Source organism: Lysinibacillus sp. C5.1 (genome assembly GCF_016350185.1).
In the GTDB taxonomy this organism is placed as follows: Bacteria; Bacillota; Bacilli; order Bacillales_A; family Planococcaceae; genus Lysinibacillus; species Lysinibacillus sphaericus.
On record NZ_CP066226.1, the window covers coordinates 4,451,221 to 4,463,203 of the forward strand.

General features: G+C 30.6%; 11 protein-coding genes and 1 pseudogene. 3 read left to right on the forward strand and 9 right to left on the reverse strand.

Annotation, left to right across the window (positions count from 1 at the left end):
• Nucleotides 1-64 precede the first annotated feature (64 nt).
• Nucleotides 65-550, reverse strand: a complete 486-nt coding sequence (locus I5435_RS21890) for a hypothetical protein (RefSeq protein ID WP_108030745.1) — start codon at nucleotides 548-550, stop codon at nucleotides 65-67.
• Between the two features lie 838 nt (nucleotides 551-1,388).
• Nucleotides 1,389-1,548, reverse strand: a pseudogene (locus tag I5435_RS23210) (heteromeric transposase endonuclease subunit TnsA); the annotation flags it as partial.
• Nucleotides 1,549-2,086: 538 nt separating this feature from the next.
• Here I5435_RS23210 and I5435_RS21895 point away from each other — a divergent pair.
• Nucleotides 2,087-2,254, forward strand: coding sequence for a hypothetical protein (locus I5435_RS21895; RefSeq protein WP_167492697.1), 168 nt, complete (start codon nucleotides 2,087-2,089; stop codon nucleotides 2,252-2,254).
• A gap of 113 nt (nucleotides 2,255-2,367) precedes the next feature.
• Entirely contained in the window at nucleotides 2,368-2,523 is a 156-nt protein-coding gene (locus tag I5435_RS21900; protein ID WP_337982977.1) for a hypothetical protein, read from the forward strand.
• Nucleotides 2,524-2,555: 32 nt separating this feature from the next.
• On the opposite strand, the gene I5435_RS21905 is transcribed toward I5435_RS21900, so the two are convergent.
• Nucleotides 2,556-2,726 (reverse strand): hypothetical protein, encoded by a 171-nt coding sequence (locus tag I5435_RS21905; protein ID WP_337982978.1) that lies wholly within the window; start codon nucleotides 2,724-2,726, stop codon nucleotides 2,556-2,558.
• Nucleotides 2,727-3,064: 338 nt separating this feature from the next.
• Between I5435_RS21905 and I5435_RS21910 the strand changes: the two genes are divergently transcribed.
• On the forward strand, nucleotides 3,065-3,259 hold the full coding sequence (locus tag I5435_RS21910; protein ID WP_337982979.1) for a hypothetical protein: 195 nt from the start codon (nucleotides 3,065-3,067) through the stop codon (nucleotides 3,257-3,259).
• 39 nt (nucleotides 3,260-3,298) lie between these two features.
• Here I5435_RS21910 and I5435_RS21915 read toward each other — a convergent pair whose 3' ends face one another.
• The 6 genes from I5435_RS21915 to I5435_RS21940 all read right to left on the reverse strand — a co-directional run bounded on the left by I5435_RS21915 (nucleotide 3,299) and on the right by I5435_RS21940 (nucleotide 11,956).
• Entirely contained in the window at nucleotides 3,299-3,916 is a 618-nt protein-coding gene (locus tag I5435_RS21915; protein ID WP_337982980.1) for an HNH endonuclease, read from the reverse strand.
• 1 nt (nucleotide 3,917) lies between these two features.
• A complete protein-coding gene (locus I5435_RS21920) occupies nucleotides 3,918-4,535 on the reverse strand; it encodes a hypothetical protein (protein WP_337982981.1) in 618 nt (205 codons plus the stop codon).
• Nucleotides 4,525-6,906 (reverse strand): sensor histidine kinase, encoded by a 2,382-nt coding sequence (locus I5435_RS21925; protein WP_337982982.1) that lies wholly within the window; start codon nucleotides 6,904-6,906, stop codon nucleotides 4,525-4,527. The genes I5435_RS21920 and I5435_RS21925 overlap by 11 nt, the downstream gene beginning before the upstream one ends.
• 52 nt (nucleotides 6,907-6,958) lie before the next feature.
• A complete protein-coding gene (locus I5435_RS21930) occupies nucleotides 6,959-8,377 on the reverse strand; it encodes an Eco57I restriction-modification methylase domain-containing protein (RefSeq protein WP_337982983.1) in 1,419 nt (472 codons plus the stop codon).
• Nucleotides 8,378-8,589: 212 nt separating this feature from the next.
• Nucleotides 8,590-10,131 carry a Tn7-like element transposition protein TnsE gene (locus I5435_RS21935; protein ID WP_337982984.1) on the reverse strand — a complete coding sequence of 514 codons (1,542 nt, stop codon included), beginning with the start codon at nucleotides 10,129-10,131 and terminating at the stop codon, nucleotides 8,590-8,592.
• Entirely contained in the window at nucleotides 10,112-11,956 is a 1,845-nt protein-coding gene (locus I5435_RS21940) for a TnsD family Tn7-like transposition protein (RefSeq protein WP_337982985.1), read from the reverse strand. Before I5435_RS21940 ends, I5435_RS21935 begins: the two co-directional genes overlap by 20 nt.
• Nucleotides 11,957-11,983: the final 27 nt, after the last annotated feature.

Here is an 11,983-nt window from a genome sequence, read left to right on the forward strand (position 1 = left end):
TATAAATTTTTAAAGATATAAAAGCCTAACTATAATAAAAATTACAATTAGGCTTAACTTTAATTTAGTCTACGGAATAATAAGTTCTAGCTTCTTCATTTCGAAATGTCTTTAACGAGATATATGGAGAAGTAGCTTCAGATGTACTGGTAGATGATTTCCAGAATTTTCTTCCGGAGGTAGATATTACTGTACCATCAGTCTTCTCCCATTGAGCTGTTGTATAGTGAGGTTGATTTTTCCACACTGTTTTACCATAAACAGCATGGACGTCTTCATTCCCTGAGGCAATTGTTTTTCTTAGTACACTACCTTCATGAGAATCAGGAGTAGAACTAGCAGCTGCAGCAAATCCTGGATTATCAGATGGTGGGGAAACTAAGTCCTCAAAATTTGCACTATATGTAGTTGTAAAACCATCATTGATAAAGTATCCTTGTGATTCACTCCAACCTCCACTGTTTTGAGCATTTTCATTTGCTTGCGCTCCACTAAGGCCACTAGTAACGATTAGTGTAGTAGCAAAAGCTGTTAATATTACCTTTTTCATTTTATCAATTCCTCTCAGATTTTATTTCCTTCATACAAAATATTACCATAATAGTATAATAAATACAAAATATTTCATTAATATATTATTTGAATTAATTTCATAATTCAATTTCCCATTACTAAACACGGACTTTGAGTTTCGTGGTTCCTAATTAAAATCAAATAAAACGAACGATAAGTATGAGATTTTTATAAAAAGTATGAACATTTCCCAGCTATGTTGTTCAAGATTATTTAATATTATTGTTTAAATCTATTCAAGATAAGCCCCTTTACTTTAAGTCAATTTTAAGTAAGAAGTACTCATAAAAAAAACGCCATTCTTTCTGTAAATTCTACAAAAAGAATAGAGTTTTTTTCTGTTAGGAAGTATCCAAATGTTTTAACTTGAGGGGATAAGGACGAACTTCTATATATCATATCAGGTGTGGTAACTAATCTACAATATCTACTGTTACATGCATATCATTGTAATCGCCATCACCAGCATCTTCAAACTCGAAGTTAAGATCATGTCCGCCACTGTTTGGACGTTCTTGCAAAGCACTTTGGATCCACGGTAAACTGCCCGAAAGTTCACCTCTTTTATGCCACCTAGAAACTATAAATGACAGATTTATACTCGTATTATTTTCGGGGGTAGAGAAATCGCTAAGGGATCTACGATAACTATCATTAAAACTTCCCTTAAAAATTGGGGAGTTAGGTACATTGTCAGTTGTATATGTCCATCTATCCATATCATCTTTAAATATCTACTTCAAATACAATTGATTATCTTTCCATTCCAATTGAAAAATATAATCTCTTTCAAGATTAGATAGGAATTCATGCTACCTATTTGTCTTCCATCCTATAAGACGAGATACGTTCCCATCACTAGAAACATCTTGAATCTTCAACCAAGGTATGTATTCAGAAGTTCGCCTTGTCCTCTACCCGCTTTTACGTATTTTTTAATTTTTTGTTCTGTCCCCTATTTTTTCTTTTAACCACTATTGTCTCCCCTAAAGTAAAATAAAAAATCGTATTTAAAAGGATATTTTATCCTTTTAAATACGATTTTAAACTCTTACCTGGTATATAACTTTTTTGTCCAGTATACACTTTTTTTGTAACTCAACAGTATAAGGACAACATTGGTTGAATGACAATAAAGTTCTTTACTAATAATGAGTAAAACCCTAATTTTTGAACTAAATGATTAAGAAAGTACTAATAAAGTTGTTTACTGAAAAGGTTATTTTACAATTCGGCTAAGTAATAAAGTTTTGCTTTGTTTTCTTTTAACAAATACATAAAAAATACCATTAAGGAATCCCTATCCTTAATGGTACTTGTAGCTTTCTCTACTTTAAATTCAAAATGTCAATGTGTACATCTGATAGGGACAAGAATAAAGGGGTTTATCTTTTTGATAATATTCTTAAAAATATAAAGGATATTTACCACATTAAAGATAATATATTAAAAAGTACATAAAGAGGATTATTGTTAAAAAATTACATTATTTGTATTTGTAATAATTTTAGGTATGACTTCTTCTGTATTTGCAAGTGAGGTTGATAACGAACTAATAGTGGAGCCAATTAATGATGAAGTTCAAATACTTGCGGGTGAGGGAGCTTGTTTAAGTGATAAAACGGGGTTGACGGAATTTGATGGTCTTACTAGCACTGATTTATTAGCACGTTTAATTTAGAAGGAAAACGTGGTGTTGCACATGTTGTGAAAAAATAGAATGAGTAAGAACCTAAATGAATTCGGTGGTAGCACTTATGAGGAGTAATACTTAAAGCAGGAGAATTTGCAGGAATGACAACTTCATCCGCGCGTTGTCATTCAACTGGTACTACAACTTGGAAAGATAGTTTATCTATTGCAGGAAATACAGGTACTAATCCAATTGGTACAACTTTATGGTTTAACGCGAATGATACGTACAAAGCAAGAACATTACAATTTTCGTGATATGAAGGATACAGCTTCAATGGTGGTAGTTCTTATAAAAACTTGCTTCGTTCTTTTTCAATCTCTGACCATGTTGAAATGATTTTTTGTGTTTTCTTTAGTAAATCACGATCTACCTCTAAAGAATATTCCTTCTTCTTACCTTTAAATGTTTTTTTAATCTCTGGAGAATTTGCTCCTAGCCACTCTTTATGGCCATACATAAACAACCCCATTTTTGTAAAATAAAAAATCGTATTTAAGGTAACAATTACCTTAAATACGATTATAATCAAACAACTTTATTATCTAAAGGCAATATTGTAGGTTTGGAATAAAGTTTGATTAAAAGTGTGCTGCAAACGCTGATTTTATAATAAAGAAAACCTACACATTTCGAAAAAAGTTTAATCAAACTGTGTAGATTTTGTTTTAATATCAAGTTATTTTTTATAAAAAAGTTTGATTAAAATATACATTTTTAAATATGAAATATACTGATTATTTTCTTCATAAAGAGTAAATGCTAAAAATACACTATAAATTAAAAAGGGTGATATGTATGAAGACTGATGAAAAAATAATTGAGATTTTAAAATCCATCTATGTCCAAAACTTAGAATTACTAAAATCTCAGGAAATTTTTCTAAATGATACAGATTTTTTAGAATTCTACAAAGCCTATTGGATAAATAATTCAAGATTAAAAAACATGATAGATATACTCGAACTTGAATTTAAAAGAACTAAAAAATGAATTAAAACACGATTTTAACTTTATGAGATATAATTTATACTATTTTTTTATATTAATATCCCCTAAAATATAGCGAAAATATTTGTCAAACTCAATGCTTAATTCTATATAATTTCTATACAATTCATCAGATTGTTCTTCACTAACATCTTGCCCTTCAATAACTTCTAATAGTTGATTTTTCAACATTTGTAATCTTGTTAAATTCCACAATACACTATGTCTCATTAAATATAGCTGTAATTTATTATATATATATTCACCTACTGCAGTTTTAAATTTAATATTTCCTGTTGAATCTCTATAAAAGTGCTTCTGATAATCATCTTCACAAGGATCTATATACCCTTGATTACCTACTATATTAATTTTCGGATTACCTGAAGGCCAATCATCGCTTTTAAACCTATTACAATAAGAACATGAATAAATCAAATTATTATAATCATTTTCAAGAGCTTCAAACTTTTTTTTAGGTGCAAAATGATCTACATGGTAAGTAGCTACTCCCCCTTGCCAACCATCGTAATCATCACAATAGCCACATCTATTATTGAAATCTGATGCTAAATATTTTTTATAACTTCTATAATTCTTATAGACTTTCTCACACGTTCTATTAGGCGTTACAGATCTAATCGAATATTTTTGTTCCATTTCATGATTCCTTTATAGCTTTTAATAATTGTTCTGTTTTATCTATTAATTCAGTTAGCCGTTTATTGTACGACAATTCCTTTGCATGCTCAGGTATAGCCGTAATTTTATTAGAACTCTTCTCTAAAAAACCATCTAATTCTATTAATCGTTCTTCTTCTGTCAACGTTAAGTCCGCTGATTTTGCAATCAATTCTAATAATTCAGATCGTGCATCTTCAATTTCTTTATTATGATTCTCAATTTTTCTTTTAATTTTTCTGTTAAATCTATTTGGATCTTGATTTACTAATGCCTTGGAATATACTACATCAGGATTAATACTAGTATTTTCAGCTTCTATTTCATGCGAAGTCAAAATAAAAATAGGGAAATCTTCTCTTAACCCAATAATCTTTTCAACTAATTCAACACCGTTATAATGAATCTCCGGCTTAGTATCATTTAATAAAAAATCTACCACCAATGCAGATATATCAGATGAAATTATACACTCTTGCATTTCTGTTATATCGCTTCTTAATTCTAACTCTATTACATCAAAATCTTCCATAGTATTTATTTGAAATTGTCGCACTAAGTCTTCTTCATCATCAATATAAGCAATTCTATACATCATATATCCCTTCCCCTGACTTCAATGGAAAATACATTGAAAGTTTAAACCCTGGTCTTGATTTTGAAATTTTGATAGTTCCTTTATATTCCTCAACAGTAGATTGAACAATCCACATTCCCAGACCCGTTCCAATCTCTTGACCAAGCTCATCTCTTTTTGTAGTATAAAGCGGTTCTAAAATTTTATTAGCATCCATAATGTCCTTAGAAAGGCCTGGACCCGTATCTGTATAAGTTATTATTAATTCATTATTATTTGAAGAAAGATCAATAATTATTTTTCTTTCTTCGCTAGCGTCATTTCTTCTAAATGCTGTTAAAGAATTAGAAATTAAGTTATTGAATATTGTGTCAATATCTATTTCAAACATTCTATATAAGCTCTTCTTATCTTTAACACTTGGCACTATTAACTCTACATGATTATACTCTAGAACCGAAGACCATTCCCTTTGATATTCTTCCATTACAGAATATAACTCCAACATCTTTCTATTTCGTTTATCTTTTTTTATAGCACTTAGAGAAATATCTAACCACTTTTTGATACGTTCGTCTGTTTTTGTCATGTCATCAATTAATATATATGGGTTTTTAAAAGATGGCGAATTCTCGAGTTCTTCAGGATTAATCCAAATATTTAGTATCTTAGACAAATTAGAATTTCTGTTCAGTATTTTGGCACTTATATTTTTTAGTTCATGTGCAAAAGTAGTTATAGTAAGACCTGTGCTGGCCATCGCTCTAAGTAATTGATTCTCAGAAATTAAATCTTTATTCTCTTGAATTGATGCCAAAAAAGATTTTGCTAGAACGCTAATGTTTTCAGGCTTAATAACCTCATTTAACTCTTCTTGCGACATCTCTTGCAAAGACTGTTTCGTAGACATATCAACTATTTTCTTTGCAATTTTATTCGCTTCATCTTTTTCAAATTCTTCTTCATTTTTTATTCTCAATAAAGAAGCTAATGCCCTCATTACTGTTTGTCTATCTTTTTCAAGTAAACCAATTATCTTCCCTATCAGTTCTCTAAATAAATGGAATGGCTGATTTTCTTGTAATCCTTCCCTATTTGATTTATCTTCAAAATTCAAATTAGTCAATCGTGAAATAGATATACTCCCAGAGATTTGATTTGGTCGCACTCTCCATAAACCTGTTTTATGTGTTGGAGCTGCTGGACTTTTAGCCATTCTATCCCCCAACATTAACCAATCATATGCTGTACCACCTATCTCGCCATATGGTCTTACTCTAAAATTATCTCTATAAAGTTTTACTCCCGAATATGTTTGTAACCATCTTGCTCTATCTGCAATATTAAAATTCCTATAGTAAAACCTATCTCTATCTCTCTTTGAATAAGTATTCTTTAAAAAATACAACGTCATTTCAAAAGGACCAATTAAATCATATATTTCTTGTTTACGCTTTTCTTCAAAACCAGCTAATAGCTCATTTAATCCAAGTTCTATTTCATAACTCCCTTTTTCAAAAGTATCAATATCATACGGAAATTTTTTCATTGTATCAATTGAAAATAGATCCATATCTATAAGATTCCAATCAAATTCATTTCTATTAACCGTAATTTTGAGACGTTTATCTACTCCTAAAGAAGCATGTAATTTATAATCATAGTCCTCATTCAATATCGAAGGTACATGACCATACTTTTCTATGTCACGAAAATCAAACATATATATATCAAAAACAGGTGCTTCACTAGGTGGAACTATATTAGAAAGATTAGAAAAAACTTTATTAACATATGCTTCCTCCCAATTATCTCTTAATCCCATGATTTTTATTACTGTACCTTTTGTAAAATCATATCGTTTCGATAATTGGGCTAACTTATGATTTGATAAAATTGACTCGACATATTCTTTATGATTAAAATTTTCAATGTTATCTAATTCAGCATATACATTACCTATATCTCCATCTTCATCTTCAAAATCGCTCCATTCCACACTCCATTTCGCAGATTTCCCTCCACATCTAGATGAAGATACCATTTCCGTTCTATTTCCTAGTCTATCTAGAGACAATCTCCCTATTCCTTTAGCTCCAGATTTAATTCTACCATCTTGACCCACAAACTCTTTTTGTTTATGCGAATATCCTATTGTCATCCAGTACTTCTCTATCGTGTCTTCTGTCATTCCCAGACCATTATCAATAATATATATATTACCAATATTTTCTGTACCTTCTTCATTCTCAAAGATAATTATTCCGACTTTTGCTTCAGCATCATAGCTATTTTTAATTAATTCAATAATGGCCCCTTCAGCATTACTTACATTTTCCCTACCCAGTAACTTTGCAGTTCTAGCTGAAACTGTAAACGGAACTTTTTTCATACTCACTCCCCATTTCAAACTTTATTCGTTTTTTAATGTATCGGTATGTACTTTATTTTTCACTAAACTCAAAGTTATTAATATCTTTTACAGTAATCCTTATAGAACTACCATTTGCATTAATGCCAATCGTCCTTAAATAATCATAAAAAACTTCGCTCATTAACAATTCTTTCGCTTTTTCCAATGGTAATATTCCTTTTGACGTAATATATATACCAGAGTAAGGAATATTATCCTTATTCAATTCATATATCTTTACTTTAGTAGTAACTATTGTTGACATTAACAGTTTCTCTTGATTTAGGTGAGAAATCGCTTGTGATCTACCATATTCAAACCACTTACTACTCTTGTCTGATTTTCTTTGTTCTAATTCTTCTTTGAATTGTGACAAATATTTTGTTGCTTCTGGGAATTTTGTTTCAAAGAATTTAACTGAATACTTATTAACCGTTCCATCTACATAAAAATACGGAAAGATTATCAATTCTTTTTTATTATAATTTAACGCCCTTGGACTTGAAGTTTCTCTCACTATGGATCGCTCTATTTTAAAGTCCTTCACATGTACATACTCTTCCGTTAACTTAAAATCATCTACTATAAAGGCTTTATTTAGTAAAGTAGCCACACTTATAGAAGCATTAAAATAATCACCGAATCTACATTTTTCTGAAAGCGTAACTTCTTTTTGACGTACAAATTTCCATTTCTCATTTAAATTTCTTTTACTAATTTCAAATGAATTCTCATTTGCAATATCGACATATTCAATATTATCTGACAAATTCTCTTTATCACAAATTATAATAGCAGAAGAAGTTAATGCATCATCAAAAAGTTTTTTTGTAGTATAATCATAAATCTTAGAGAGATATGGAAGCATCATTTCTCTTAATCTCTGTGCAAAAACGTTTTTAAATATACTGTTAGGAATAAGATATACTAATTTCCCCTGATTACTTAAACTATTTAAGCTGATTTCTATAAAAGCATAACAATAATCAAACTTACCATGGGCACAAGATTGGAAATTATTCTTTACATATAGCCTTATTTCCTCATCTAAGTCTCTATATGTGATGTATGGTGGATTTCCAACAATAAAGTCAAACTTGACATCTAATCCGGCTTTTAATATGTCACCATTTAAGATATTCCAGGATATATTGTATATACCATACATCGACGCTAAACTATCTAAATTCTCTAAACATTCACCATGATACCCCTCGTCTATTTCTGCACCATATATATCCGTCTCTAATCCAGCTTTTATTCCCTCTAATGAAATATTTTCAAGTAAACATACCTCTATATATCTCCTTACAACTTCTTTCAAAATATTACCATCACCACAAGCATTATCAATAACTTTTTTTCCATACAAATTCGATACATATCCTACTTTATCTAACATCTCACTCACTATATTAGGTGGCGTAAACACTTGGCATTTTTTATTCACTTTAATCTCCTGCTTGCTCTATAATATTCCGACATACATATTAAACATTTATATATCCAACTAGTTAATAAACCTTGTATAATTAAAATTATACTTCAGCCTTCTTATTTCTGAAATAAAAAGAAAACTATATATTATTGATAAACTCAATCACCTTTTAACTCCACCTAATATGAATACAAATATTTAAGCCTTTTTACATCTACAACTAATCATCCTTCCAAAGAAATTATTTTTTCATAAATTTTTCTTGCTCTATACTCTTGCTCTTTTCTGCCATGTCTCAAAGTTAAAAATATGATATTATCAACAAACAATTGTTTCTTATCCCAAGTTCCACTACTATGAATTAACCTCTTTAAAATTTTTTGATAGTAATAACTTCTGTCTTGCTCATTATTTATCAAACATATTAAACTGGATAATGCTCTATCTTCACGCTCTACTTCAATTAAACTAACTTTCTTATTGGAAAACGGCCTAACCTCAGCAATCACATACTTCCTCTCAGTCACACCATCACTCAAATATACAAAACGTTTCGTGCCAGAAAACTCTTTTAAGCTACCTTGAATAACATTAATGGACTGTACTTCAGGAAAATCCTGCAATACTCTCATTACTTTAATAAACTCACCCAATTCACCAATAATCTGTATATCCGATAACGCTTGCTGCTCTAATCCTTTTGTAACTTGATTGCCACCAACATCAGCTGTTGATCGTTTTAATGAGTCGTTAATAAAGCGTTTCTTAGTATGCTCATCCTCAACATCACGTTTCTTATTCAATTTTTTACGAAGCTTAGTTATTTTAGGCATTTGAATATATTCATGCTTTTGATTATCCATTTCGACAATGTCAAAGTCCTCGCTTGCTCCCTGCATTTCTTCATCTAATAATAATTCATCTTGTGGACTACTTAACTTTTTCTTATTATGTAATGTATATTTCTTAGGCTCACTTGATTTTTCAGTTTGAACTACTTCGGGATGCTCAAATGAGATTTCATTATAGGGAATATGTTTATTCTTCACACTTACAACACGTAAAATTGTGCCACCGTTAACATTAGGTTTCACTATCGCTTTAATAGTAATTGGCTGTTTAAATGACCAATCAAACTTTATAATCCCAGTTTTGTTAAATGTATATGCTACATTCTCAAATACATTTCTTAAATCTTGATTTGTGAGCAGCCATACAAGCTGGTACAGAAAATTTGAATGCGTATATTTTGGGTGATATTGCGATGAAAAATACAAATGAATTTTATTACTCTCATAGTTCTCTATAAAGTATTGAGGAAAGGAATTCGCCTCAAAGAGCCTATATAATAAAAAACGATTCGGTGCTAAAATGCTACGAACAACTTCAATTAAGGGCAAGATATAACTCTGATTCCTTTGCTTTACAATAAAGCTCCTTGAAACATCTTTATCATTAGTCCCTTGTACACGCCATTCCTTTTCATAAATAGAAACATTGTTTGGATGAATGGTGATTTCTACTTCCTCTGTTTCTACAGGGGGCGTACTTTTTCTAATATCACCATCAATATAATAATGTTGAATGGCTAGCACTGGAAGTGTTCCCCAATCAACTGATAATTTTTCTGTTTTTCCACCTGCTCTAAAGTAAGCATACATCATTACTTTCTTTTCATAGTGGAAGGGCGAGCTAATCCAAATTAATTGTGCTTGCTCTCCCTCTTTAAATGGCCAATTTTTTAGTTTAACTTGTTGTACGCTCATTGTTGTTCACTTCCTGCTGCATTTCAATATAACGTTTTAATCGAGGTTTTATTGCATGAAAATGATGTGATTTAATTGCTGCAACTCGCTGAATTCGCCATAAATCAATTTTGCTGTTCTGCTGTAATGATTCATCAATAATCTTATAACAACGGCGTAATTGAAATTCTTGGACAGACTCCGTAATATCGTGCAACAACTTTTTTGTTTTTGGTAGCTTATCTAAATGACGCTCTAAATTAGCTAATATACCCAACCGTCTGCCTAAAACGGATTTTGTTATTCTAATGGGTTTAGGTTCTTGTATTAGTTGTAGATATAATCTTTTTATCTGCTGCACATATTGCTGATCTCGCTTCGACCAATCTACATATATTGTTGGTTTATTCCTTAGCTGTACTTTAGGTAGCACGCTTTCTAAATAACTTCGGTCATAATGATATAAATGCATATACTGTTTTGAGAATTTTTTTCGCAAAGCTGTACGAGATAGGTTTGGATTCTGTTTAATTTCTTTTAGCAATTCTTGTTTATATTGTCCTAATTTATTAAGATCATATTTATGACTTTCTACTTGTTTTAATTCGACATTTCCATTTAAATACCTTTTAATTGTTTTAGAATCTACACCTAAAATTTTCGCCATCGCTCTGATACTCCATTTTTCTTTTTCAAGAGCTTCTAATTTTTTTATCCATACCTCACCAAATACTTTTACTCGACCTATTTCAAACATATCTTTTGTATGCTTTCTTGCATAAATAAAACCACATGAACAGGTAAATGTACCAATCAAATTTTTCGATTTATAATCTCTTTTTACTCCTACATTTGGAATAACTAATTGCTTGTAATGAGACGCAGCCATATTTAAACAAGGAAATGGACCTTTTCCAAAAGCTCCTGTGTCATCGCTCTGATCAATAAGACTATCTACATCTTGTTGTAAAAAATAAAGGAAAAGTAAATGACGAAACGGATGTACATGACGTTTCATATTGCGAGTTAATATCTTTAACCAATTATATTCATCTTTCTCATTTAATTCGCTATCATAGTATTTTAAAAAGTCATGAGGAAATTTATTTTTAATAGCTTTATACAACTCATACTGACGAACTCGATTCGCAGCTGTTATTAGTTTATATTCTTGCAATAATACCTTGTATTTTGAACTGATGGTTTCTCTTGAAAGTGAATGCAACGGTAATTGAAGTAATTTGTATGCTTGCTTTGCTAAATAAACTGACACTTCTTTATGTGGATCAATCTCATCTATGTCTGATAAATTCATATATCTTAATTCAAATCGAATATACTCAATTCGACTATCTTTGGTTATGGGGTATTCTCTTAATAGAACTTCATGGTGGGGACAATAATCTATTCCTTGTAGTTGATGCTCTCGATGAATATACGGTTCTCCATATTGCTCTGTATCTGATTTTGCACAAATAGCACAATAATAGATACCGTTTTTAATACAAATGCTTCCCGCCACCATTCCTAGCCTTGTATAAAGTGCCTTACCATCTTCTTTTACATCGTTTAATATTTCTTGTTGTCGTTGCTTCGACAGAAATGAAGCATAGTAAGGATAAATTGTGTGGTTAGCCAATAGCGATTCTACAGAATATTGAGCACCTAGTTTCTCTGTCAAAACAGAAAAATAGCTACCAATCCCTACACTCGGTATCACAGAACGATTGTCAAACAACTCTTCCAAAGTATCTTTACAATCAATATTGCCACTATAAAAATGATACCGGGCAATTGCTGAATATATTAATTCATTTGGATAAGGATTTGTAAAAAACGGTAACATCTAATGTCCTCCTAGGAATACTCGACT

Coding starts and splice junctions, on each gene's coding strand:
- I5435_RS21890 (WP_108030745.1), bottom strand. CDS start 550: ATGAAAAAGGTAATATTAACAGCTTTTGCTACTACACTAATCGTTACT.
- I5435_RS21895 (WP_167492697.1), top strand. CDS start 2,087: ATGACTTCTTCTGTATTTGCAAGTGAGGTTGATAACGAACTAATAGTG.
- I5435_RS21900 (WP_337982977.1), top strand. CDS start 2,368: ATGACAACTTCATCCGCGCGTTGTCATTCAACTGGTACTACAACTTGG.
- I5435_RS21905 (WP_337982978.1), bottom strand. CDS start 2,726: ATGTATGGCCATAAAGAGTGGCTAGGAGCAAATTCTCCAGAGATTAAA.
- I5435_RS21910 (WP_337982979.1), top strand. CDS start 3,065: ATGAAGACTGATGAAAAAATAATTGAGATTTTAAAATCCATCTATGTC.
- I5435_RS21915 (WP_337982980.1), bottom strand. CDS start 3,916: ATGGAACAAAAATATTCGATTAGATCTGTAACGCCTAATAGAACGTGT.
- I5435_RS21920 (WP_337982981.1), bottom strand. CDS start 4,535: ATGATGTATAGAATTGCTTATATTGATGATGAAGAAGACTTAGTGCGA.
- I5435_RS21925 (WP_337982982.1), bottom strand. CDS start 6,906: ATGAAAAAAGTTCCGTTTACAGTTTCAGCTAGAACTGCAAAGTTACTG.
- I5435_RS21935 (WP_337982984.1), bottom strand. CDS start 10,131: ATGAGCGTACAACAAGTTAAACTAAAAAATTGGCCATTTAAAGAGGGA.
- I5435_RS21940 (WP_337982985.1), bottom strand. CDS start 11,956: ATGTTACCGTTTTTTACAAATCCTTATCCAAATGAATTAATATATTCA.